Source organism: Pseudomonas sp. UBA6699, assembly GCF_002454615.1.
Classification (GTDB): Bacteria; Pseudomonadota; Gammaproteobacteria; order Pseudomonadales; family Pseudomonadaceae; genus Aquipseudomonas; species Aquipseudomonas juntendi.
In genome coordinates this window covers 1-24,647 of sequence record NZ_DKJF01000047.1, presented here as the reverse complement: position 1 = coordinate 24,647, position 24,647 = coordinate 1, and the positions used below count along the sequence as shown (strand labels likewise).

At 63.5% G+C, this 24,647-nt stretch carries 20 protein-coding genes; 9 read left to right on the top strand and 11 right to left on the bottom strand.

Going from position 1 to position 24,647, the window contains the following annotated elements:
* Complete coding sequence (locus B3361_RS09160; RefSeq protein ID WP_054905091.1) at positions 1-1,671, top strand: bifunctional protein-serine/threonine kinase/phosphatase; 1,671 nt, start codon at positions 1-3, stop codon at positions 1,669-1,671.
* A 27-nt stretch (positions 1,672-1,698) separates the two neighbouring features.
* Complete coding sequence (cobA, locus tag B3361_RS09155) at positions 1,699-2,439, top strand: uroporphyrinogen-III C-methyltransferase (RefSeq protein ID WP_054905092.1); 741 nt, start codon at positions 1,699-1,701, stop codon at positions 2,437-2,439.
* A gap of 81 nt (positions 2,440-2,520) precedes the next feature.
* On the opposite strand, the gene B3361_RS09150 is transcribed toward cobA, so the two are convergent.
* From B3361_RS09150 to ppsA, 8 genes are all read right to left on the bottom strand, one after another.
* Positions 2,521-3,558, bottom strand: coding sequence for an OmpA family protein (locus B3361_RS09150; protein ID WP_009684019.1), 1,038 nt, complete (start codon positions 3,556-3,558; stop codon positions 2,521-2,523).
* Positions 3,559-3,669: 111 nt separating this feature from the next.
* Positions 3,670-4,236, bottom strand: coding sequence for an RNA polymerase sigma factor SigX (sigX, locus tag B3361_RS09145; RefSeq protein WP_003248665.1), 567 nt, complete (start codon positions 4,234-4,236; stop codon positions 3,670-3,672).
* A gap of 113 nt (positions 4,237-4,349) precedes the next feature.
* On the bottom strand, positions 4,350-5,174 hold the full coding sequence (locus B3361_RS09140; protein WP_054905093.1) for a mechanosensitive ion channel family protein: 825 nt from the start codon (positions 5,172-5,174) through the stop codon (positions 4,350-4,352).
* Between the two features lie 2 nt (positions 5,175-5,176).
* Entirely contained in the window at positions 5,177-5,449 is a 273-nt protein-coding gene (locus B3361_RS09135; protein WP_009684021.1) for a hypothetical protein, read from the bottom strand.
* A 112-nt stretch (positions 5,450-5,561) separates the two neighbouring features.
* On the bottom strand, positions 5,562-6,557 hold the full coding sequence (locus B3361_RS09130; protein ID WP_054905094.1) for a zinc transporter ZntB: 996 nt from the start codon (positions 6,555-6,557) through the stop codon (positions 5,562-5,564).
* A gap of 27 nt (positions 6,558-6,584) precedes the next feature.
* Positions 6,585-7,076, bottom strand: a complete 492-nt coding sequence (gene rraA, locus B3361_RS09125) for a ribonuclease E activity regulator RraA (RefSeq protein ID WP_009684023.1) — start codon at positions 7,074-7,076, stop codon at positions 6,585-6,587.
* Between the two features lie 219 nt (positions 7,077-7,295).
* Positions 7,296-8,288, bottom strand: coding sequence for an alpha/beta fold hydrolase (locus tag B3361_RS09120; protein ID WP_029887869.1), 993 nt, complete (start codon positions 8,286-8,288; stop codon positions 7,296-7,298).
* Positions 8,289-8,389: 101 nt separating this feature from the next.
* A complete protein-coding gene (gene ppsA, locus B3361_RS09115; RefSeq protein WP_029887870.1) occupies positions 8,390-10,765 on the bottom strand; it encodes a phosphoenolpyruvate synthase in 2,376 nt (791 codons plus the stop codon).
* A gap of 191 nt (positions 10,766-10,956) precedes the next feature.
* Here ppsA and ppsR point away from each other — a divergent pair, with 191 nt between their 5' ends.
* Positions 10,957-11,775 carry a posphoenolpyruvate synthetase regulatory kinase/phosphorylase PpsR gene (gene ppsR, locus B3361_RS09110; RefSeq protein ID WP_012271263.1) on the top strand — a complete coding sequence of 273 codons (819 nt, stop codon included), beginning with the start codon at positions 10,957-10,959 and terminating at the stop codon, positions 11,773-11,775.
* 163 nt (positions 11,776-11,938) lie between these two features.
* Here the strand turns inward: ppsR and B3361_RS09105 are convergent, their stop codons facing one another.
* Entirely contained in the window at positions 11,939-16,804 is a 4,866-nt protein-coding gene (locus tag B3361_RS09105; protein ID WP_182336752.1) for an NAD-glutamate dehydrogenase, read from the bottom strand.
* A 273-nt stretch (positions 16,805-17,077) separates the two neighbouring features.
* Here B3361_RS09105 and B3361_RS09100 point away from each other — a divergent pair, with 273 nt between their 5' ends.
* The gene (locus tag B3361_RS09100) at positions 17,078-17,431 is read left to right on the top strand and encodes a hypothetical protein (protein ID WP_054905096.1); all 354 of its coding nucleotides are present in this window, start codon (positions 17,078-17,080) and stop codon (positions 17,429-17,431) included.
* Between the two features lie 28 nt (positions 17,432-17,459).
* On the opposite strand, the gene B3361_RS09095 is transcribed toward B3361_RS09100, so the two are convergent.
* On the bottom strand, positions 17,460-18,365 hold the full coding sequence (locus B3361_RS09095; RefSeq protein WP_029887872.1) for a LysR family transcriptional regulator: 906 nt from the start codon (positions 18,363-18,365) through the stop codon (positions 17,460-17,462).
* 132 nt (positions 18,366-18,497) lie between these two features.
* Between B3361_RS09095 and lysA the strand changes: the two genes are divergently transcribed.
* A complete protein-coding gene (gene lysA, locus B3361_RS09090; protein WP_286920183.1) occupies positions 18,498-19,730 on the top strand; it encodes a diaminopimelate decarboxylase in 1,233 nt (410 codons plus the stop codon).
* A gap of 15 nt (positions 19,731-19,745) precedes the next feature.
* Here lysA and B3361_RS09085 read toward each other — a convergent pair whose 3' ends face one another.
* On the bottom strand, positions 19,746-20,654 hold the full coding sequence (locus B3361_RS09085; protein WP_009684031.1) for a LysR substrate-binding domain-containing protein: 909 nt from the start codon (positions 20,652-20,654) through the stop codon (positions 19,746-19,748).
* Positions 20,655-20,853: 199 nt separating this feature from the next.
* Between B3361_RS09085 and B3361_RS09080 the strand changes: the two genes are divergently transcribed.
* The 4 genes from B3361_RS09080 to B3361_RS09065 all read left to right on the top strand — a co-directional run bounded on the left by B3361_RS09080 (position 20,854) and on the right by B3361_RS09065 (position 24,531).
* Positions 20,854-21,675 carry an AraC family transcriptional regulator gene (locus B3361_RS09080; protein WP_009684032.1) on the top strand — a complete coding sequence of 274 codons (822 nt, stop codon included), beginning with the start codon at positions 20,854-20,856 and terminating at the stop codon, positions 21,673-21,675.
* Positions 21,676-21,746: 71 nt separating this feature from the next.
* Positions 21,747-22,127, top strand: coding sequence for a cupin domain-containing protein (locus B3361_RS09075; protein ID WP_054905099.1), 381 nt, complete (start codon positions 21,747-21,749; stop codon positions 22,125-22,127).
* Between the two features lie 171 nt (positions 22,128-22,298).
* Positions 22,299-23,009: an AraC family transcriptional regulator gene (locus B3361_RS09070; protein ID WP_054905100.1), complete on the top strand. Its 711-nt coding sequence runs from the start codon at positions 22,299-22,301 to the stop codon at positions 23,007-23,009.
* Between the two features lie 103 nt (positions 23,010-23,112).
* The gene (locus B3361_RS09065; protein WP_154211499.1) at positions 23,113-24,531 is read left to right on the top strand and encodes an efflux transporter outer membrane subunit; all 1,419 of its coding nucleotides are present in this window, start codon (positions 23,113-23,115) and stop codon (positions 24,529-24,531) included.
* Positions 24,532-24,647: the final 116 nt, after the last annotated feature.

Sequence of the window (24,647 nt, the reverse complement as noted above, 5' to 3'; positions counted from 1 at the left end):
ATGAGCCTGCAACTGAGCTTTGCCCAGGCCAGCGCCACCGGGCCGCGCGCGGAAAACCAGGATGCCTTGCGCCTGGTCACCCCGGCGCCCGAACTGGCTGCCAGCAAAGGCTACCTGTTCGCCCTGGCCGACGGGGTCAGCCAATGTGCCGACGGCGGCCTTGCCGCGCGGGCCAGCCTGCAGGCGCTGGCCCTGGACTACTACGCCACGCCGGCCACCTGGGGCGTGGCCCAGGCCCTCGACCGCCTGCTGCTGGCACAGAACCGCTGGCTGCGCGCCCAAGGGAATGGCCAGCCGTTGCTGACCACCCTCAGCGCACTGGTGCTGCGCGGGCGGCGCTTCACCCTGGCCCACATAGGCGACTGCCGGGTGTATCGCTGGCACGCCGGCCAGCTGCAGTGCCTGAGCGAAGACCATGTCTGGGACCAGCCCGGCATGCAGCATGTACTCAAACGCGCGCTGGGCCTGGACCAGCATCTGCTGGTGGACTACCTGGAAGGCGAATTGCAGCCGGGTGAATGTTATCTGCTGGTCAGCGACGGTGTGTGGGCCAGCCTGGGCGACCAGCACATCCAGGCGGTGCTGCGCGAGCAACCCGACCTGCAGCTGGCCGTGGACACGTTGGTTGCCAGCGCCCACCTCAACGGCAGCCAGGATAACGCCAGCGCCATGCTGGTGCAGGTCGAACAACCGGGCACGGCGAACCTTGGCGACACCTTGGCCCAACTGCAGCACTGGCCCGTGCCCGAGCCGTTACGGGCAGGCCAGTCGATCGATGGCTGGCAGGTCGAACAACTGCGCGCACACAGCCGTCAGTCCCTGTTGTACCGGGTGCGCGATGGCCAGGGCCAGGCGTGGCTGCTCAAGACCTTGCCGCCCGAGCGGCGGCAGGAGCCTGGTGCGGCGCAGGGCCTGCTGCTCGAAGAATGGTTCATGCGCAGGGTCGCCGGCCGGCACTTTCCCGAGCTGCACGCTTGCAGCCAGCGCCAGCAGTTGTACTACGTGATGCGCGAATACCCGGGCCAGAGCCTGGCCGCGCTGCTGGCCGAAAATGGCCCACTGCCGTTGGCCCAGTGGCTGGAGCTTGCCCGGCAGTTGCTACAGGCGGTGGGGGTACTGCACCGGCGCAACCTGCTGCACCGCGACATCAAGCCCGACAACCTGCACCTGGGCGGCGATGGCCAGTTGCGCCTGCTGGACTTCGGCCTGGCGTACTGCCCCGGGCTCTGCGAAGACCCGCAACATGCCTTGCCCGGCACCCCGTCGTACATCGCCCCGGAAGCCTTCGACGGCCAGCCGCCCAGCCCCCGTCAGGACCTGTATGCCGCAGGCGTGACGCTGTATCACCTGCTGACCGGGCACTACCCGTATGGGGAAGTGGAAGCTTTTCAGCGGCCGCGCTTCGGCCAACCGGTCAACCCGGCGCGCTACCGGCCCGACCTGCCGGAGTGGCTGCAGCACAACCTGCAGCAGGCCGTGGCCGCCGACCCGGCGCAGCGCTTCGAAACCGCCGAACACTGGTTGCTACTGCTCGAACGGGGCGACCGCCAGGAACTACCCGGCCGCCCGCGGCCATTGCTGGAGCGCGAGCCACTGAAAGTCTGGCGCACCCTGGCCGTGCTGTCGCTACTGATCAACCTGATATTGCTGCTCACCCTGCTCAAGGGCTGAATGCACCTTGCCAATGAGGAAACGCGAATGAATGCAAAAGTGTGGCTGGTCGGTGCCGGCCCGGGTGACCCGGAACTGCTCACCCTCAAGGCTGTACGCGCCTTGCAGGAAGCGGCAGTGGTGATGATCGACGACCTGGTCAACCCGGCAGTGCTGGAGCATTGCCCGCAGGCGCGGGTTATTGCAGTGGGCAAGCGTGGCGGCTGCCGCTCGACGCCGCAGGCGTTCATCCAGCGCCTGATGTTGCGCCACGCCCGCCAAGGGCGCTGTGTGGTGCGGCTCAAGGGTGGCGACCCGTGCATTTTCGGCCGCGGCGGCGAGGAGGCCCTGTGGCTGCAGGGGCATGGTATCGAGGTGGAAATTGTCAATGGCATCACCGCAGGCCTGGCAGGCGCCACGCAGTGCGGTATTTCCCTGACCTCGCGGGGCGTCAGCCGCGGGGTAACGCTGGTGACCGCGCATACCCAGGATGACAGCGCACTGAACTGGGCAGCATTGGCCCAGGCTGGCACCACGTTGGTGGTGTACATGGGCGTGGCCCGGCTGGAGCAGGTCCGCCAGGGGTTGCTGGACGGGGGGATGGCACCCGGCATGCCGGTGGCCATGATCGAGAATGCCTCGCTGCCCGAGCAACGCCAGTGCAGGAGCGATGTGCAGGGGATGGTCGAGGATGCGCGTGGGTTCGCCTTGCGTAGCCCGGCAATCCTGGTGATTGGCGAGGTGGTTGGGGCGCAGGTGGCTCAGCAGTGGGTGGCCGCTACCGGCTGACAGCCACGGCCCGCCGGCCGGTAAAACCCAGCCAAAGAAAAACCCGGCCGAGGCCGGGTTTTTCGTGAAGCTTCAAACCAATTACTTGGCCTGGGCTTCTACCTGAGCTTCAACGCGACGGTTGATAGCACGGCCTTCTTCGGTGGCGTTGTCAGCAACCGGACGGGTTTCGCCGTAGCCAACCGAGTCAACACGGCTGGATTCTACGCCGTACTGCTGGGTCAGGACTTGCTTGACAGCGTTGGCACGACGCTCGGACAGCTTCTGGTTGTAAGCGTCTGGACCCACGGAGTCAGTGTGACCTTCAACCACGGTGGTGGTTTGTGGGTACTGCTTCATGAAGTCAGCCAGGTTCTTGATGTCGCCGTAGCTGTTTGGCTTGACGACCGACTTGTCGAAGTCGAACTTCACGTCCAGCTCAACACGAACGACTTCGGCAACAGCCGGGCAGCCGTCGGCGTCAACGGTAACGTTGGCCGGGGTGTCTGGGCACTTGTCGACGTTGTCGCACACGCCGTCGTTGTCGGAGTCGGAGCAAACTTCAGCAACAGGTGCTGGAGCAGGGGCTGCGGTTTGCTTCGGGCTACCGCCGAAGTTCAGACCAACACCAACGCTTGGGGCCCACTCGGTGTCGCCCTGGTCGATGTTGTACTGGGCTTCAACGCCAGCACGGGCGTAGAACATGTCGGTGATGTACCACTTGGCACCAGCGCCAACGTTGGCGAAGGTGGAGTGGTCACGACCGCCACGGCCGGTCTGGCCCAGCGACTGGTGCGAGAAACCAGCGGAAACGTACGGACGGATAGCGTCGTACGGGTTGTTGAAGTGGTAAACGGCGTCCAGGGCGGTGTTCGAGCCCTTGATGTTCTTGCCGTCATCGCCACGAGCGTTGTGCACTTCGTCGTAGCCCAGACGCAGTTCAACGTCGTCGGTCAGGAAGTAACCGATCGAGCCGCCGAACAGGTTGCCGTCGTTCTTGAAGTCGCGCTGGCTGTCGAAGAATTCTTTCTTGTAGAAGATTTCAGTCTCGACGGCGCCTTGACCTTGTGCCATAGCGCCAATCGAGGTGGCGGCTACGAGCGAACCAATGGCCAAGCCCAAGGTGTTTTTCAATTTCATCCGTTAAATCCCCATCTGGTGATAGTTAAGCAGTCCCACCATAAACAAGGGGGACAACTCGACGGCAAGTCTAGCAGAACTCGCCGATTCGTTAGAGATATTTGCAGACGACTAAGTTTCATCGAGACCCGCAAATTTCTCACGAAGCTTGTCTAGCGCGCGCTTGTATCGCATTTTTGTCGCGCTCAGGCCCATGTGCATGATGTCGGCGATCTCCTGGAACTCCAGCTCTGCGACAAAACGCAGCACCAGGATCTCGCGGTCGATCGGGTTCACATGCACCAGCCACTTGTCCAGCCCGCCTTTTTCTTCCGGCTTCGGTGCCTTGTCCTCGGACGCCTCTTCAACAGGGTCCAGGCTCAGGGCATCCATCAACCGGCGTTTGCGGCGCTCCTTGCGGTACTGGGTAATGCACTCGTTGTAGGTGATGCTGTAGAGCCAGGTCTTGAACTTGGATTTACCCTCGAAGTTCTTCAGGCCATACAGCACCTTCAGCATCACTTCCTGACAGACATCGTCCGCGTCACGGTCGTTCCCTAAATAACGTGCACAAACGTTGAACAGGGTCCGCTGGTAGCGCCGCATGAGCTCCTCATAGGCACGGGTGACGTGGTATAGCTCCTCATGCGAACGCGCCACCAACTCTTCGTCGGTGAGCTCGCGAGGGTCATAACGCATGGGCGGCGTAGGAACTTTATTCAAAACGGATCTGGCCGACAGTCAGGTCAATGTCGCCGCGCGACCCCGTGGGTCGAATTTCGCGGCGGCATACATTAACAGCTTTCACGCGGTTAGCGGCTATTGACTCGCTGTTCCAGCAGCTCGCGGTTGGACAACGACACCAGCTCCCCCTCATCGGTCAGCAGGGTGGTTTTCACCGTGCCGATTTCCTCGATGAGCCCTTCGACCTCTCCAATCCGCACCTGCTGGCCTACCTGGTACAACTCGCGAACATAAATGCCGGCCAGAATCTGCCCGGCAATTTCGCGGCTGCCCAGGCCCATGGCCAGGGCAACCGCCAGACCAACGGTAATCAGGCCGATGACGATCACATGGTTGAGCAGGTCGGTTTTCACCTCCAGCTGGCTGATGGCCACCGAAATGCTGATGATGATGACCAGCCCTTGCGCGATACGCCCCAGGCCTGCCGAATACTCCAGGCCAATGCCTTCTGCAGCACCGCGAACCAGGCCATTGGCCACCTGTGCCAGCAGCACGCCGACCAGCAACACCAAGGCCCCGCCGAACACTTTCGGCAAGTACAGGGCAAGCATGTCGAGGGTCGCCGAAACCCGCTCCAGGCCCAGCGATTCAGCGGCGGAAACCAGGAAGATGAGCAGTACGAACCAGTAGACGATCTTGCCGATCAGGGTGGAAATGGGCACCTGTATGCCGACCCGGCCCAGCATTTTGGTCAGGCCGGTACCGGCCATGAGGCGGTCCAGGCCGAATTTGGCCAGCAGTTTGGACAGCAGTGTATCGAGCAGCTTGGCTACCACGAAACCGAGCAGCACCACGACCAGTGCGCCGAACAGGTTAGGGATGAAGTTCGCCACTTTGGTCCAAAGGGCGGTCATCGCGGTGACCAGGCTCTGGGTCCAGAGATCGAGTTCCATATTCAATCGGCCTTATCTGCTTTGCTGCCAGTGGCAGCGTTGCGGGAAGTGTGTCGACGCACCGGCGCGACATGCGCCGAGCCATTGTTCACGGCGATCAGCAGCGCCTGGCTCCAGCGGCCAAGCAAGCTGAACAGATCACCCGCACCGACCTGGCGGTTGGCGGTTTTCAGCACGCGGCCCAAGCAGGCAGCGTCATCCCGGTCGTCCCGGTCGTTGCCGGAGGGTGACGCCTTGAGCAGGTCGCGCAGGGATTCTTCAAACGGATCGTGCATGTGCACCTCGCGCAGTGTCAGCTAGAGACGAGATGGCCCGGCGATGGGTCACACATCCGATTGGCACGAATGTTTCGAATGGTGTGATGTTCGCCTGCAGCCCACCCACGCGTCATACCCACCGCAACCGGCGGAACAACCACCACTGCCCCACCGCCAGCCCCAGCACCACAATGCAGGCGAACAGGAAGCCGTAGGGGTTTTGCGCCCCCGGAATGCCACCGACGTTGATGCCCAGCAACCCGGTGATGAAGCTCATCGGCAGAAAGATGCAGGTGATGATGCCAAAGCGGTACATGGTGCGGTTCATCCGCTCGCTACGGCGACGGTCTTCGCTCTCCAGCACCAGCGCGGCGCGCTCGCGGGTCAGCTCCAGCTCCTCCAGGTAGCGGATCAGGCTGTTGTTCAGCTCGTTCCAGTAATCGGCATCGGCATAGGCGAACCAGCTCCACTTGCTGCGTGATAACTGGGCATAGATTTCCCGTTGCGGGGCCAGGAACCGGCGCAACCCGGCGGCCCGCCGACGGATCTGCTGCAGGCTGCCCTGTTCGGGGGTATACCGCTCGTCGGATTCGACCTTTTCTTCTTCCAGGTCGACCAGTTCGGCGAGATCACTGACCAGGCCCTGCACCTTTTCGGTCAGCAGTTCCCCCATCAGCAGCAGCAGCTCCGATGCGGATGTGGGCCCCCTGCCCTGTTCCAGTAGCTGGAGCACCTCGTCGCTGGCGCGCAGGGGCCGCAAGCGCAGCGAGATGACCCGCTGCGCCTCGGCGAAAATGCGCACCGAGACCATGTCTTCCGGCTCGGCGCCCGGGTTCAGGTTGACCCCACGCAAGAACAGCAGCAGCTGTTCATCGGCCATGGGCAGCAAGCGCGGGCGGGTGTTTTCCTCCAGCAGCAGCTCGCAGGCGAACTCGCTGAGGCCGCTTTCATTCAGCAGCCAGGTACGGGTTTGCGGATGGCTGCGGTCCCAGTGCAGCCACAGGCTCTGCTGGGGCTGCAATTGCAGGTCGGCCAGTTCGGTACGGGCAATCGAGCGCGCGCCGCCTTTGCCATCGAGCACCAGGGCATGCACCAGCCCCCACTGCGCGTTGTCTTCCTCGAACATCAAAGCTCCATCAGCGCGTGCGGCGCATCACTCCGGCATTTTCAGCGGGCTTGGCGACACCAGCACGCCATTGTTGTCGGCGTACACATACTCGCCCGGGCGGAACGTCACGCCGGCGAAGGTCACTGCCACGTTGAGGTCGCCGATGCCGCGCTTGTCGGTCTTCATTGGGTGGCTGGCCAGCGCCTGCACGCCGACGTCGGTCTGGATCAATACATCGACGTCGCGTACGCAGCCGTAGATCAACAAGCCTTCCCAGCCGTTCCTGGCAGCCTTTTCGGCAAGCATGTCACCCAGCAATGCGCGACGCAGCGACCCACCGCCATCGACTACCAGCACCTTGCCTTTGCCGTCGAGTTCGACTTGCTCCTTGACCAGCGAGTTGTCCTCGAAGCACTTGATGGTGACGATCTGGCCGCCAAACGAATCACGGCCACCGAAGTTGCTGAACATCGGTTCCAGCACCTGAACCAGGTCCGGGTAGGCGTCACACAGGTCGGGCGTTACGTAATGCTGCATGGGAAGCTCCTGTCAGTCACAACGAAAGCGGGTATCGGCCAAGGCTACACCGTAGAGCCCATTGCAGTCATCCGGGACTAGGTAGTCATGTGTGTTTTGCCTGTGCCGGCCCTATCGCCGGCAAGCCGGCTCCCACAGGATTGTCACAGGTTCGCAGGCTTGTGCAGCACCTGTAGGAGCGGGCGCGCCCGCGAAGAGGCCTGCACAGGCGACGCAAACTCAGCTGACCGGCACAGGCTCTGCAACCACTGTGGACGCATGCACCGGCAACAGCGGGTTACGCAGCCAGCGCTCTACCAGCGGCCACACCTGCACCTGCGCAGCCTTGCTCACCAGCATGTCGACATGCCCGAAGGCTTCAAAACCTTCTTCACGCCCCAGCCGCAGGAACTGCTTGCGCTCGCCCCCCACCTGCTCGAACAGCTTGCGGCAGGCCCACACCGGGTCCTGGAAGTCACCGGCGCCGGCCACTGCCAACAGCGGCACATCAACCTCAGCCAGCCCTGCCCACCAATCCTGCTTCTTGTCGCCAAAACGCCCGAACAAGCCATGCCAGCGCAGGCTTTCCAGGGCCAGCCCCAGGGGTTCGTCCTCTGGCCCACGCTTGAAGCGCGGCCCGGAAATCTGCCCCCAGCGCTTGAGCAGCCACTTCGCGCCCCAGGCCACTGGCGGGACTTTCAACGGCCAGTACACGCGGCTGACCTGTGTGCCGAACAGGGCCACGCTTGCGACCTGGTCGGCGGTCAGAAAACCGCCACCCAAGGCTGCCACCAAGGTTGTTCCACCCAGTGAGTGGCCCACCCAGTGCGGCGCTTGGCCGGCTTTTTCGCGCACGAAGGCGTTGATGGTTGGCAGGTCGTCACGGGCATAGCCGGCTACGCTGTTGTGTCGCCAGGCTGCATTGCGTGGCGACAGGCCGTGGCCACGCATTTCCGGGATCCATACGTCGAAGCCGGCACGTGCCAGATAGGCCCCCAGGCCGATGCCCTTGGGCGAATACCAGAAACGCCGGTTGGAAAAACTGCCATGCAGCAGAATCACCGGCACGCCCTGGGCGTGCTCCTGGTCGGCCAGCCCCAGGCGGGTAACGGCCAATTCCACACTGGGATCAGGGCTGTTGCCGGCCTTGATCCGGTACACGTCTTCACTGAGGTCGCCGCGGCGCTCGGCACTGAGCAAGGCCACGGGAAATAAACGGCTACTGCTTTGCATAAGGTTGCTTGGTGCACAAAAAAGGGCGGGATCCATTGCTGGAACTCGCCCTGGAAAAAACCAGGCGGGGGCACGCCAGATGCCCCCCGCGTTTTATTGCGTCAGGCTGCGCCCTGGCCTTCGGCGAGGAAGAACCAGGTTTCGAGTACCGAGTCGGGGTTCAGCGACACGCTTTCGATGCCCTGCTCCATCAGCCACTTGGCCAGGTCCGGGTGGTCCGAAGGGCCCTGGCCGCAGATGCCGATGTACTTGCCAGCCTTGTTGCACGCGGCAATGGCGTTGGCCAGCAGCTTCTTCACGGCCGGGTTACGCTCGTCGAACAGGTGGGCAATGATGCCCGAGTCACGGTCCAGGCCCAGGGTAAGCTGGGTCAGGTCGTTGGAGCCGATCGAGAAGCCGTCGAAGTACTCCAGGAATTCCTCGGCGAGAATGGCGTTGGACGGCAGCTCGCACATCATGATCACGCGCAGGCCGTTGTCGCCACGGGCCAGGCCGTTTTCGGCCAGCAGGTCGACGACCTGGCTGGCCTCGCCCAGGGTACGCACGAAGGGCACCATGATTTCAACGTTGGTCAGGCCCATCTCGTTGCGCACGCGCTTGAGCGCGCGGCACTCGAGTTCGAAGCAGTCACGGAACGACTCGCTGATGTAGCGCGAGGCACCGCGGAAGCCCAGCATCGGGTTCTCTTCTTCCGGCTCGTACAGCTTGCCGCCGATCAGGTTGGCGTACTCGTTGGACTTGAAGTCCGACAGGCGCACGATGACCTTTTTCGGGTAGAAGGCCGCGGCCAGGGTGCTGATGCCCTCGACCAGTTTCTCGACGTAGAAGCCGACCGGGTCGTTGTAGCCGGCAATGCGCTTGTCGACACTGTCCTTGAGGTCGGCAGGCAGGCCTGCGTAGTTCAGCAGTGCCTTGGGGTGCACGCCGATCATGCGGTTGATGATGAATTCCAGGCGCGCCAGGCCCACGCCTGCGTTGGGCAACTGGGCAAAATCGAAGGCCCGGTCCGGGTTGCCGACGTTCATCATGATCTTGAACGGCAGCTCGGGCATGGCATCGACCGAGTTCTGCTTGACGTCGAAGCCCAGTTCACCCTCGAAGATGAAGCCGGTGTCGCCTTCGGCGCAGGAAACCGTGACGCCCTGGCCGTCTTTGAGCACCTGGGTGGCGTTGCCGCAACCGACCACGGCCGGAATACCCAGCTCACGGGCAATGATCGCCGCGTGGCAGGTACGCCCACCGCGGTTGGTGACAATGGCGCTGGCGCGCTTCATTACCGGTTCCCAGTCCGGGTCGGTCATGTCGGAAACCAGCACGTCGCCTGGCTGCACCTTGTCCATTTCCGATACATCGTGGATCACGCGGACCTTGCCGGCGCCGATGCGCTGGCCGATGGCACGGCCTTCGACCAGTACCGTGCCCTTTTCCTTCAGCAGGTAGCGCTCCATGACATTGGCGCTGGAGCGGCTTTTCACGGTTTCAGGGCGGGCCTGGACAATGTACAGCTTGCCGTCGTCACCGTCCTTGGCCCATTCGATATCCATCGGGCGCTGGTAGTGCTGCTCGATGATCATCGCCTGCTTGGCCAGTTCGCTGACCTCGGCGTCGCTCAGGCAGAAGCGCGCACGTTCGGCGCGGTCGACTTCCACGGTTTTCACCGAACGGCCGGCCTTGGCTTCGTCGCCATAGACCATCTTGATCGCCTTGCTGCCCAGGTTGCGGCGCAGGATAGCCGGGCGGCCAGCCTGCAGGGTGTTCTTGTGCACGTAGAATTCGTCAGGGTTGACCGCACCCTGTACCACGGTTTCACCCAGGCCATAGGCGCCGGTGATGAACACCACGTCGCGGAAGCCCGATTCGGTATCGAGGGTGAACATGACACCGGCGGTGCCGGTTTCGGAACGAACCATGCGCTGCACACCGGCAGACAGGGCGACCAGTTTGTGATCGAAGCCCTGGTGCACGCGGTAGGCAATGGCACGGTCGTTGAACAGCGAAGCGAACACTTCCTTGGCCGCGCGGATCACGTTGTCCACGCCGCGGATGTTGAGGAACGTTTCCTGCTGGCCGGCGAACGAGGCGTCCGGCAAGTCTTCAGCAGTGGCAGAGGAGCGCACGGCAACGGCCATGTTGTCGTTGCCAGCGGCCATTTCGGCAAACGCCGTACGGATTTCCGAATCCAGACGCGCCGGGAAGTCGGCTTCCATGACCCACTGGCGGATCTGCGCGCCGGTCTTGGTCAGGGCGTTGATGTCATCCACGTCGAGGGCGTCGAGCGCCGCATGGATTCGGTCGTTGAGGCCACTCTGCTCGAGAAAATCGCGGTACGCCTGCGCCGTAGTGGCAAAGCCGCCCGGCACCGATACACCAGCACCGGCAAGGTTGCTGATCATCTCGCCCAGGGATGCGTTCTTGCCCCCCACATGCTCCACATCATGGACGCCGAGCTTATCGAGGGAAACTACGTACTCTACCAAGGTGATCTCTCCACTAACTGTGTTGGAAAAGCTCAAAGGGCGCCCGCCTGTCCGCTATGACTTGGCCGGGCGTTTGTGGCCTGTACCTGGAAAATAGGCTTTGCAAATGTGGCAGAATGTCGACAGCCGCATTCGGCAAACCGAACTTATCATATCCAAGAATCTTCATCAGCTTAAGGCCCAGGTCGCAAATGAAACGAACCGCGTTCTTCATCTCCGATGGCACCGGTATCACAGCCGAAACCTTGGGCCAGAGTCTGCTCGCGCAATTCGAGAGCATCCCGTTCAACAAATTCACCCGGCCGTACATCGATTCGCCCGACAAGGCGCGGACCATGGTCCAGCAGATCAATGCCGCGGCCGAGCGTGACGGGGTGCGCCCGATCATCTTCGACACCATCGTCAACCAGGACATACGTGAGATCCTGGCCACGTCGAATGGCTTCATGATCGACATCTTTTCGTCGTTTTTATCCCCACTTGAGCAGGAATTGACCGCCCATTCGTCGTATTCCGTGGGTAAGTCCCATTCGATCGGCGGCAATTCCAACTACATGGAACGCATCGAGGCGGTGAACTTCGCCCTGGACAACGACGACGGCGCGCGCACGCACTACTACGACAAGGCCGACCTGATCCTGGTGGGTGTGTCGCGCTGCGGCAAGACCCCAACCTGCCTGTACATGGCCATGCAGTTTGGTATCCGCGCCGCCAATTACCCCCTGACCGAAGACGACATGGAACGCCTGCAGTTGCCGGCAGTGCTGAAAAAGCACCACAACAAGCTGTTCGGCCTGACCATCGACCCTGACCGCCTCACGGCCATCCGCCACGAGCGCAAGCCTAACAGTCGTTATTCAAGCTTTGCCCAGTGCGAGTTCGAGGTGCGCGAGGTGGAGAGCTTGTTCCGCCGGGAGAACATTCCCAACATCAATTCCACGCATTTTTCGGTGGAAGAGATTTCGGCGAAGATCCTGGTGGAGAAAGGCGTGGAGCGGCGGTTCAAGTAGGAAAGCTTCAAGCTTCAAGCTTCAAGAAAAAGCGGGGGCTGTGTACGCGATCTAAACGGTGCTAAAGCCAGAAGCTGCAAGCGAAACCAGTGAGCTCCGCTTGCAGCTTGTAGCTTGTAGCTTGCAGCTTGCAGCTTGCAGCTTGCAGCTTGTAGCTTGCAGCTTAAGAAGGCACCACCGCTGCCTGCCCGCTCATGGCCAGGTCGACCAGCTCGCGGTTGGCCACCGCATACATCGCATAGTCGTTGCCGCTGGCATTGCGCAGGTCATCGAGCATCGCGCGCCAGCGCTCTACCATCACCCGGTGCTGCTCGGCCCACAGCGCCACACGGGCGTCCATGTCTTGCGGCCCGTCGGCCATTTGCAGGACCGAAATGGTGATCGCCCGCTGCTGCAAGTCGATGTCGTCACGGAAGGCCTCGCGGGCCAGCGCCTGCCAGTTGTTTTCCACCGGCAGGTTGCTGATTTCCTGCAGGTACCAGGTCAGGTCCAGTGCGCTGCCCACGGCGAAGAACGCCTTGGCCACCTGCGCCGGCTCATGCCCGGTAACGTCAGCTGCTTCGATGATCGGCAGCAACGTGTACAGGTGGCTGGTACCGGCCACCATGCGCGCAAGCAGTTCCGGCACGCCAGCCTCGACGAAGCCCTGGTAGCGCACCATCCAGCGTTCGCGGGTCGGGCCTTCGAGCAACTCATCCAGCTTGAGCCCGAGTTGCGCGATTTTCGGCCCGAAGTGCGCGGTGTCGCGCCCGGCGTCCTGCTCGTTGCGGCGGCTGCGCAGGAACCAGCGGGTCGCGCGGCGGCCCAGGCGCATCAGCTCGTCCATCAAGGTCAGCTGGACCTCCGCCGGCACCTGGTAGTCAAGCGCCTCGATCTGGCGGAACCAGTGCGGCAGGTGGAAGATGTCGCGCACGATCACGTAGGCCCCGGCCACGTTGGCCGGGCTCATGCCGGTCGACTCCTTCAGGCGCTGGACGAAGGTGATGCCCATATTGTTGACCAGGTCGTTGGCGATCTGGGTGCTGACGATTTCACGCTTCAGGCGGTGGCGGCGCATGGATTCGGCGAACTTGCTGACCAGCGACGGCGGGAAGGCGGTTTCCATGTCGCGGGTCAGGTAGTCGTCGTCGGGTACCTGCGACTTCAGCAACTGCTCCTTGAGGTCGATCTTGCTGTACGAGATCAGCACCGACAGCTCGGCACGGGTAAGGCCATGGCCGGCGGCCAGGCGTTCGGCCAGTTGCTCCTCGGACGGCAGGAACTCGATGGCACGGTCCAGCTTGCCCCGCGCCTCCAGGTCAGCCATCAGGCGCTTGTACTCGGCAATGCGTTCACGGGCGCGGCGGGCGGCCAGCGACAGCGCCTGGGTCTGCTTGTAGTTGTTGCCCAGCACCAGGCTGGCGACTTCATCGGTCATGCTGCCGAGCAACTGGTTACGCTGCTTCTCGGTCATGTCGCCACCCTGCACCACTTCATTGAGCAGGATCTTGATATTGACCTCGTGGTCAGAGCAGTCCACGCCGCCGGCGTTGTCGATGAAGTCGGTGTTGGTCGCCCCGCCGTGCAGGCCGAACTCCACCCGGCCAAGCTGGGTCATGCCCAGGTTGCCACCCTCGCCCACCACCTTGCAGCGCAGCTCGTTGCCGTTGACCCGCAGCGCGTCGTTGGCCTTGTCGCCGACGTCGGCGTGGCTTTCGCTGCTGGCCTTGACGTAGGTGCCGATCCCGCCATTCCACAGCAGATCGACCGGGGCCTTGAGCAACGCGTTCAGCAACTCGGTCGGGGTCAGGCGGTCGGCTTCGATGGCGAAGCGTTCCTTCATCTGCGGGCTGATGGCAATGCTCTTGGCGCTGCGCGGGAAGATGCCACCGCCTTCGGACATGATGCTGGTGTCGTAGTCGGTCCAGGCCGAGCGCGGCAGGTCGAACAGGCGCTTGCGCTCGGCGAAGCTGGAAGCCGGCTCGGGGTTGGGGTCGATGAAGATGTGCAGGTGGTTGAACGCGGCCACCAATTGCAGCTTGTCGGACATCAGCAGGCCGTTGCCGAATACGTCGCCGGCCATGTCCCCCACACCGATGACGGTGATCGGGTCTTCCTGCACATTGATGCCGCGCTCACGGAAGTGCCGCTGCACGCCGACCCAGGCGCCGCGGGCGGTAATGCCCATTTTCTTGTGGTCGTAGCCGGCCGAACCGCCCGAGGCGAAGGCGTCGCCCAGCCAGAAACCGTAGTCGATGGCAATGCCGTTGGCGATGTCGGAGAAGGTCGAGGTACCCTTGTCGGCCGCCACCACCAGGTACGGGTCGTCATCGTCGTGGCGCACCACGTTGGCCGGCGGCACCACGCCGCCATCCTTGAGGTTATCGGTGATGTCGAGCAAGCCGGAAATGAAGATGCGGTAGCACGCCACGCCTTCGGCCGCGATCTCGTCACGGCTGCCGCCCAGCGGCAGGCGCCGCGGCAGGAAGCCGCCCTTGGCACCCACCGGCACGATCACCGAGTTCTTCACCTGCTGGGCCTTGACCAGGCCGAGCACTTCGGTGCGGAAGTCTTCTTCGCGGTCGGACCAGCGCAAGCCACCACGGGCCACGTTGCCAAAGCGCAGGTGCACGCCCTCGACCCGCGGCGAATAGACGAATATCTCGAACTTGGGCACCGGCTTGGGCAGCTCGGGAATCAGCCGCGGGTTGAACTTGAAGCTGAAATACGACTTGTTCTGGCCGTTGGCGTCCGGTTGGTAGAAGTTGGTGCGCAGGGTGGCCTTGATCAGGTCCAGGTAGCGGCGCAGGATGCGGTCTTCGTTGAGTACCTGCACCTCGTCCAGCGCGGTCAGAATGGCCTGTTCCAGGCGCTGCTGCTTGTCGTCCAGGTCGTCCTGGGTCAGCTTGCGCGCCAGGTAGAAGCGGGTCTTGAACAGCCGGGTCAACTCACGGGCGATGTCGGTGTGGTTGTTCAGGGTGCTGGCGATGTAGCCAAGGTCGAAGCCCAGGCGGATCTGCTTGAGGTAACGGGCGTAGGCACGCAGCAGTGCCACGTCGCGCCAAGGCAGGCCGGCGGTCAGCACCAGGCGGTTGAAGGCATCGTTCTCGGCATCGCCGCGCACGATATGGATGAACGCGTCCTGCAGGGTGTCATTGAGCTGCTGGATATCCAGGCTAAGGCCTTCGCTGTAGGTGAAGGCGAAGTCGTGGATCCAGTACTCACGGCCACTGGCATGGCGCAGCCGGTACGGGAACTCGCCGAGTACGCGCAGGCCGAGGTTTTCCAGAATCGGCAACACATCGGACAGCGCCAGCGGCGTGTCCACGTGGTACAGCTTGCAGTGCAGGATGCGCTCGCCGACCTGGGTCAACGGCTGGTAGAAGCTCATCGCCAGGGGCTTGCTTTCCGACAGGTTGAGCACGTGCTGCAGGTCGACCACCGCCGAGTGGGCGGCGAAACGCTCGCGGTAGCCCGCCGGGAAGCCGGTGGGGAAGTCGGCCAGGATGTTGGTGCCCTGGGCTTCGCCGAAGTTCTCCACGACCAGCGCCGAATAGTCGTCGCGCCACGAGCGGCAGGCCTGCACCACTTCGCGCTCCAGCTGCTGCGGGTCGATGTCGATGCGGTTTTTCGGGTCGACCCGCAGAATCAACTGCACGCGGGCCAGCACCGACTCGGAGAAGAACGTCCAGAACTCGCAGTCGCTGGCCTTCAGGCGCTCCATCAATACCTGCTGGATCTTCTGCCGCACTTCGGTGGAGTAGATTTCCCGCGGCACGTAGGCCAGGCAGTAGCAGAAGCGGCCGTACGGGTCCTTGCGCAGGAACACGCGGATCTTGTTGCGCTCCTGGATCTGCACGATCGCCATGACCGTGGTGAACAGCTCGTCGATCGGCGTCTGGAACAGGTCGTCGCGCGGCAGCACCTCCAGCACCTGGGCCAGCTCCTTGCCCAGGTGAGCCTTGGGATCGAAGCCCGAGCGGCGCTCCACTTCCGCGACCTTGCCGCGGATGTACGGTATGGCATGCACGCTTTCGCCGTACACCGACGAGGTGTACAGGCCCATGAAGCGGTGCTCCTTGATGACCTTGCCGTCAGCGTCCAGCTGGCGGATCGAGACGTAGTCCGGGTAGGCCGGGCGGTGCACGCGGCTGGGCAGCGCGGCCTTGGCGAACGACAGCAGCAGCGGCTCGTTGAGGTAAGCCACGGCGTAGTCTTCGATGCGCAGCTCGTCGGCCGTCAGGCCCACACGCAGGCGGCGCGGCAGGCCGAGGAACGACTGTTCGTCGTAGACCATCTGGCCGCCATCGGCGGTGCTGGCAACGGTGAATTCCTCATAGCCGAGGAAGGTGAAGTGGTTGTCCAGCAGCCACTCGAGGAAGGCCTTGACCTCGCCCTTCTCGTTTTGCGCCGGGCCGAACGCGGTTTGCTCCACCTTGGCGAGCACTTCCTGCAGCTTGGCTTTCATCGGCTCGAAGTCGGCAACCGCCACCCGAACCTCAGCCAGCACCTGTTCGATCTCGCGGGTCAACACGGCCAGTTCGGCGGCGTTGGCGCAGCGGTCGATCTCCAGGTACATCAGCGACTCGTGCTGCACCCCCTCGCCCCGGCTGCCCTTGGGCAGCAGCTCCAGCAGCTCGCCGTTGGCGCCCCGGCGCACGCTGAGCACGGTGGTTTGCAGGGTGTGGATGCTATAGCCGCGGCGGTTGAGCTCGGTACGTACCGAGTCGACGAGAAACGGCAGGTCGTGGTGCAGCACCTCGACCACGGTGTGGGTCGACTGCCAGCCGTTGCGTTCGTAATCGGGGTTGTACACGCGTACTTGCGGGGACTCGGGGTCGAAACGCTCGATGATGCGCCAGGCCGACAGGGTGCAGCCGGCCAGGTCGGAAAGCCTGCGCTGGGTGAGTTCGTCCAGAGAGATGATGCCGAAGAACTGATCGGCGAACAGCGCCACTTGTGGCAGGGACTGTTCGCTGATGTGCTGCGCCAGGGCCGCTTGCAGTTGGTGCTGGAAGTCGGCTTTGCTGGCTGCGGTGAAGAACGCCATCTGTGGTACTCCGCTTGGGCTTTGTAATAGTTGAAGCGTCGCTGCGTGCGCCATTTACGGATCAACGATAGCCAACCCGTGGCAAGGCGGACGGTAAAAACCAGAGGTGGAACGTGCGCAGGCACGCCCGGGCTTGGCGAAGCTTAACGACTGATCGGTCATCAAGGCTTGCAGCGCTGCGACAATTTCGGTCAAGGGGCGGTAACTTTACGTTTATGCATGTAGCCAAGACTGTCAGAATTCCCTTCCGTTTCCTTTGATCCGAGCCTGCTCATGCAAATCAACACCGCCCTGCTGTTCGCCACCCCTTGCGATGACGAGGAAGACAACATGGCGACCCTGTGCTGCCACAGCGACAAGGGCCAGATGTTCCTGCTTACCCGCTACCCGGACGAAGACACCGTCGACCTGACCCTGGATGACGAGCCGTCGACGCTGGACGGGCTGAAAGTGACCTTGAGTGCCAAGCGCCTGCTGATCGAAGTGGCCGCCGGTGACCGCGATGCGCTGAAGGGGGGTGAGGTGCTGGAAATCAACCTGACCAGCGACCTCAGTGACCTGGATGAGGTGAAGGAAACCCTGGAGAACATCCTGGCCGGCACTGGCACCTTCGTCTGCGAGCTTTAGGGCTTCACACGCCGCGCGTCGCCCCTGCTCATGCCAGCGCTTGTTGCATTGCTTTAGCCTGCGCCCGCAATGCCTCACAAAACGGCTCCACTGCAGCCGAAGCCGGCCGATGATCCGGGCGGATCAGCATCACCTGGTATGGCACCGATACCCGCAACGGCCGGATCGGCAGCCCGCCCTGCGCGGCCTCCAGGCCGCTCAGCGGGTTGATGATGGCAACCCCCAGGCCCTGGCGCACCATGGCGCAGACCGAGGCCGCACTGGTCGTCTCGATCACCGTGCGGCGGTTCACACCCGCCGCGCGAAAGTGCTGGTCCAGTTGCTGGCGGTAGGTGTCCAGGCTGGCCAGGTTGATGAAATCGACTTCGTGAAAATCGCTCAACGCCAGCTCGGCCTTGGCCTGCAACGGGTGGTGTTCGGGCAGCACGCACACCATGTTGGCGCTGAACAGCCGCTCCCCATACGCCCCGCGCGGTATCTGCTCGACCTCGGTCAGGCCCAGGTCGTGCTGCTGGGCCACCAGTGACTCCTCCAGCAACGGCGATTCCTGGGCCAGAATGCTCACACTCACCCCCCGGTGCTGCTGGTGAAAGCGCTGGCAGGCCTTGGGCAGCAGGGTTTGCGAGAACAGCGGCAGGCAGGTGATGGCCAACCGGCCTTGCTCGAAATTGCGAATGGCCTGGGCAAAGCGGTCAATCCGCTCCAGCCCGACATAGGCGCGCTCCACCTCCTCGATCAACAGCAGTGCCTGGGCTGTCGGCACCAGCCGCCCACCTTCGCGCTGGAACAGGTTCAGCCCGGTGACCTGCTCCAGCCGGGCCAGCTCGCGGCTGACGGTGGGCTGCGAAGTGAACAGCAGGCGAGCTGCGGCGGTGACGCTGCCCGCCGCCATGATGGCGCGGAACACTTCGATATGGCGAACGGACAATTTCACGGCAACGCCCTGCGTAATGACAGTGGCTATATCAGATATGAATGGCCGACAGAAAAAAAGCTATTTTTCTGAATTCCTGCTTTATCGCATCCTGCTTTCCTTCCTGGTATCACCTGAGCGAGTAGCGCCAACATGACAACACCCTTCACCCTCCTGGCCGAGGCAGTGCGCCAACATGGCTCGCCGTTGTGGGCCTACGACACCGGCACCATCGCAGAGCGTGTCGAACAGCTGAAGGTGTTCGACACTGTACGCTTCGCCCAGAAAGCCAACCCGAACCTGCACGTGCTGCGCCTGATGCGCAGCCACGGCCTGGTGCTGGACGCCGTGTCGCTGGGCGAGATGGAGCGGGCCTTCGCTGCCGGCGCCAGCGTTCAGGGCGACCCGGCCGGCGTGGTGCTGACCTGCGATGCACTGGACCGGCCTACCCTGGAGCGGGTGGTGGCAGAAAAGATCGAAGTGAACGCCGGCTCCATCGACATGCTGCGCCAGCTGGGCGAGCGCTCCCCTGGCCACCGCGTGTGGGTCCGCATCAACCCCGGCTTTGGCCACGGCCATAGCCGCAAGACCAACACCGGCGGTGAAAACAGCAAGCACGGCATCTGGCATGAGCAGCTGGACGAAGCGCTGGGCGTGATCAAGGCACACGGCCTGCACCTGGTCGGCGTGCACATGCATATTGGCTCGGGCGTGGATTACCAGCACCTGGAACAGGTAGCCCGCTCGATGATCGAGCTGGTAGGCCGCCTGGGGGTGGACATCGAGGCGTTTTCCATCGGGGGCGGGCTTTCCACCCCCTACCGCAGCAGCGACAAGCCGGTCGACCTGCAGCGCTACGCCCAGACCTGGGCAGTGGCACGCAAGGAAATCGAAGCGATGCTCGGCCACCCGGTGCGTATGGAGATCGAACCCGGCCGCTTCCTGGTGGCCGAGTGCGGCTACCTGGTGGCCGAGGTGCGGGCGGTGAAACAGGTGGGGCGCAATACCTTCGTGATGATCGACGCCGGCTTCAATGACCTGATGCGCCCGGCCATGTACGGCGCCTACCACGGCATGACCCTGCTCGATGCCAACGGCCAGCCGGTGGAGCGCTCACGCCAGCCAACCGTGGTGGCCGGGCCGCTGTGCGAGTCGGGTGACGTATTCACTCAGGACGACCAGGAACTCACCCCGCAAGACCTGCCGCAAGCACAGGTGGGCGACCTGCTGGTGATCCACGATGCCGGGGCCTATGGCGCATCGATGTCGTCCAACTACAACAGCCGGCCACTGCTGCCAGAGTTCCTGATCGAGAACGGCGCGCTGCGAATGATCCGCCGGCGGCAGACCGTGCAGGACCTGCTGGACCTGGAAGCGGGCCTTTAAGCGCCCTTCTGCCGGCTAGGCCATACCGCCCATGTAGTGCTCCAGGCGGCCGCGCAGCCAGCGTTCGGCCGGGTCATTGTCGGTAGTGCTCAGCCAGACCATGGCCAGTTCCAGCGCCGTGGCCGCGAACGGCAGTTGCTCGGCCTGCAGGTTGCCCCAGCGCTCCATCCCCTGGGCCGCGTAATCGGGGCAGCAGGCCAGCAGTTCGGTACCGGCCAGGATCGCCGGCAGCGTACTGAATTGCGGCACCGACAACACCACCTGGCGTTCGCGCCCCAACTCCTTGAGCCAGTCATCGACTACACCGTGGGTATTGGCCGTAGGCGAGACCTGAACGTGCGGGCGGGCGCAGAACTCATCCAACGTCAACGCCCTGGTGGATTTGTCGGCGCGCACCACCCTGGCCTGCATGCTGCGCAATACCTTGCGCTTGGCATTGGCCGGCAGGCCCCGGGTCTGGCTGATGCCGACCGTGACATCCCCCGCCGCCAGCAAGTCGGGAATGCGCCAGTAATCCACGTGCTGCACGACCACCACCACGTTCGGCGCCTCGACCCGCAGCGCCCGCAACAAGGGCGGCAACAGCCCGGACTCGACGTCATCGGACAAACCGATGCGAAAGGTCATCTTGCTGGAAAGTGGGTCGAAGTCGTGGGTCAGGCTAAGGGCCACAGACATCGCATCCAGGGCCGGGGTGAGGTGCTTGATCACTTCCTGGGCGCGGGCCGATGGCTCCATGCGGTTGCCCACACGGATCAGCAACGGGTCATTGAACATCGCCCGCAACCTCGCCAGCGCAGCGCTGACCGTAGGTTGGGCGACGAACAGCTTTTCTGCGGCGCGGGTAAGGTTGCGCTCCTGCATCAGCGCTTCGAACACCACCATCAGGTTGATATCGGCTTTGCGCAGTTCGTTGCGGTTCATTGGCGCTCCCGGCCCATTGTGGTTGTGCTTGCTCGATTTCAGCACTGACAAGCACCCTGGTCGAGTCAACGTTGGTAGATAACCTGGCAGGGCGGCCCTTGGCGGCGACCCGATTGCCCGACAGCGGACAGTCCGGTTACCCTTCCTTCTCCTCCCCTCACGGCCGCCCCAGCCGTGCTCCGCCCAGGCTCCCACCGCGATGAACCGTAAAGCTGACCCGCCACCGTCCGACTGGGTAATCCGCAGCGACCAGCCGGGCGGCATCGAACGTATCGAGGCCTGGTTCGGCAGCCACGGTTACGACCCGCATCGCCACGATACCTACTCGGTCGGGCGAACCCTGGCCGGCGTGCAAAGCTTCCATTACAAGGGCTCGCTGCGCCACGGCATACCCGGCAACACCCTGGTGCTGCACCCGGACGAGCTGCATGACGGCATGGCCGGCACCAACGCAGGCTTTCGCTACCGCATGGCTTACGTAGACCCGGCCCTGATCCAGAACGTGCTGGGTGGCCAGCCGCTGCCCTTCATCGCTGGCGGGCTGTCCAGCGACCCACGGCTGTACCAGGCCAGCGAGGCACTGGTACAGGCCGTGGACCACCCGTTGGAGCCGCTGGAGCAGCAGGACGCCCTGTACGACCTGGCCATGGCCTTGTTGGCGGTCGGCGGCAAACCACGCGGGCGCAAGCGCCTGGACTACCAAGCCGCCGAACGTGCCAGAGCTTTCATCATGGCGCACCTGCACCAGAGCATTACCCTGGACATGCTCGAACAGGCCAGCGGCCGCGAGCGCTGGAGCCTGTCGCGTGATTTTCGCACGCTGTACGGCACCAGCCCCTACCGCTTCGTCACCTTGCGCCGCCTGGACTGTTTGCGGCGCATGGTGGTCGACGGCTTCAGCCTGGTCGATGCGGCGCTTGCTGCCGGCTTTCATGACCAGAGCCACATGACGCGGCATTTCACCCGTTGCTATGGGGTGCCGCCCTTGCGTTGGCTGGAGCGCCTGCGCCCCACCCGCTGACTTGCAGGATCGTACAAGATGCCCATGTTGCAGACCGTTAGGCTGGCCACTCCACTCAACGAGGAATTGTCATGTCTGAAGCCCGTATCCCCTCCCAGCCTGCCAACCTGCTGCACAAAGCGTCGCTGATCGAGCAGCAGTGGAGCCCCAGGGTCGTTGCCGAAATGAACGACTATCAATTCAAGGTGGTGCGCATTGAAGGCGAATTCATCTGGCATGCACACCCGGAAACCGACGAAGCATTTGTGGTGCTGGAGGGTGTTTTGCGCATCGATCTGCCCGATGGCTGTGTGTACGTCAATCCCGGTGAGCTGTACGTCGTGCCGCGCGGTATCGAACACAGGACAGCCGCAGAGGGCGAAGCAAAACTGATGATGATCGAGCCCCGCGGCATTCTGAACACCGGGCATGAGGGCGGCGAGCGCACCGCCGTCAATGATGTCTGGATCTGACAACAGAAGCCGCTTTACTTGTTGTGCGTAGCACTCGCTTGGCAATAATTCACCACGCTCAACTGCCAAACAGCCATTTTGCGTCTTGGTCACACCTTTTCCATGCCTACCATCGCAACCCGATGAAAATCCACCGCCGTATAATTGGATCCAATATCGAGGATGCCTTGAATGCGAACACTGGAAATGGACTACGGCCACGGCGACCAGGTCGCCAGCCATTGCCACGCTGAAGACCAGCTGATCTATGCCGCCAGCGGGGTAATGCGCGTCAGCAGCGCGGGAGGCGACTGGGTGATCCCCGGCGGGCATGCACTGTGGGTGCCTGCCGGGGTCAGCCACGCCATCCGCATGCAGGGCGTGGTAAGCATGCGCACGTTGCTGCTCGACGCCGGCATCCCGTGCTGCCAGGTCATCGTGGTATCCGGCTTGCTGCGCGAACTGATCCTGGCCGCGTCACGCATGCTCGACCGGCGTGACGGCGAGCATGCGCGGGCATTGATCCTGAACGAGTTGTCCGCCGCTCGGCGCATCCATGCCTTCGTGCCCACGCCCTCGCACCCGCGCTTGCGTGCCTGGTGCGAGGGCTTTCTCCAGGACCCGGCCCAGGACCTGACGCTGGCGCAGTGTGGCACGCAGTTGAACCTGAGTGCGCGCAGCGTGGCGCGGCTGTTTCAACGCGAACTGGGCATGTCGTATGGCGAGTGGCGCGCCCGCGCGCGGGTAATGCTCAGCCAGCAATGCCTGGCGCAGGGTCAGCCGATCCTCAACGTGGCGCTGGAGCACGGTTACCAAAGTGCAAGCGCGTTCACCGCCATGTTCAAGCGCATCCTCGGCTACGCGCCGAGTGACTGGCAGCACAACCTCACACGCGGCCACTGAACAGCAGGTTGTCCCGCTTGCGCGCAGGCTTGTCCTGCTTGCGACAGCGCCGCTTCCCCGTCCCTGGTTAACCTCGCATCACCCTCTTCAAGTGGCCTGTGTGATGCCTTTACTGCACTTTTCTCCCTTCGCTGCCCGGCTGGGCGCCACGCTCGCCGTGCTCGGTGCCCTCACGGCGTGCACGCGGCAGCCGGCCCCCGCCGCGCCGCCACCCGTGCTGCAGGCAAACCCGCTGGCAGACCTGCCGGCGGGGGTCAGCCAGCAGCCGTTACCCGCGCAATGGTGGGCGCTGTTCCAGGACCCGCAACTCAACCACTGGGTACAGCTGGCCCTGGCGCATAACCAGGACCTGGCCCAGGCAGACGCCACTGTGCAGGCCATGCTGGCGGGTATCGGTGAATTCGACGCGCGCCGCTGGCCCGCCACTGCAGTGGAGGTTGGCGCAACCTATGGCAAGAGCGCCGATGACCAGACCCTGGCCGAGGCCACTGACAGCCATGCGCCGTCACAATGGCAATTCAGCCCCGGCATCGAGCTGGCCTACCAGGTGGATGTCTGGGGCCAGGTACGTGCGGCCATCGAGCGTGCCCGGGCTCAAGCCGATGCCAGCGCTGCAGCACGGGACCTGGTACGCCTGCAGGTGGTCACCCAGACCAGCCGCGCCTACCTGGCTCAATGCGTGTATGGCGCACGCCTGGCCCAGGCCAGGCAGTCGTTGCAAAGCCTCGAGCACAGCGTGCAACTGAGTGAACGCCAGCAACAGGCCGGCGTGGCAACGGCGCTCGACAGCGAGCGCCTGCTGGGCTTGCGTGAGCAGGTGCGGGCGCAACTGCCGATGCTCGTTGCCAGGCGGCAAATGGCGCTTTACGAACTGGCCATGCTCAGTGGCCAGGCGGCTGCGGCACCGGTAGGCGACTGCAGCGCCATCCCCAGGGTGTCGGTGCCGCTACCACTTGGCGATGGGTGGCGCCTGCTCGAGCGAAGGCCGGATCTGCGCCAGGCAGAACGGGAACTGCGCGCTGCTGCGCTGGAGACCGAAATCGCCCGGGCGGACCTGTACCCGAAGGTCAGCTTCGGCGCCTCGTTGACCTCCTCCGCCGCTCACCTGGCCGACCTCGGCGACAGCCGCGCGGTGATGTTCGGGATCGGCCCGCTGATTCACTGGCAGTTTCCCAACCTGAAGGCCAATCGCGCGCGCGTTGGCAAGGCCCGAGCATTGCGGCAGGCGCAGGTCGCCCGCTACCAGGGCGTGGCATTGAATGCGCTGAAGGACGTGCGCCAGGCGCTGGCGGGTTACGCCGGTGAGCGGCAGCGCCTGCAGGCACTGGAGGCAGCGCTTGGCCATAGCCAGCGGGGCTTTGCCCTGGCCCAGAACAACTACCGCGCTGGCACGGCTGACGGCCTGGCATTGCTCGACAGCGAACGCGAACTGATCCGCCTGCGCGCCAGCCAGGTCGAGGCCCAAGGGCGCCTGGCGCAGGCACAGGTCAATCTGTTCCGCGCGCTAGGTGGTCGGTGGTAGCGCGCAGCAACAACCCACAGGGACCGCGCTGGGCCTAGAGCCTTTTCAATGATCAGGGGGTCGCTGCCCTGTAACAAACGCCAAGGCCAGCGCGGTCCCTGTGGGAGATTCTATGG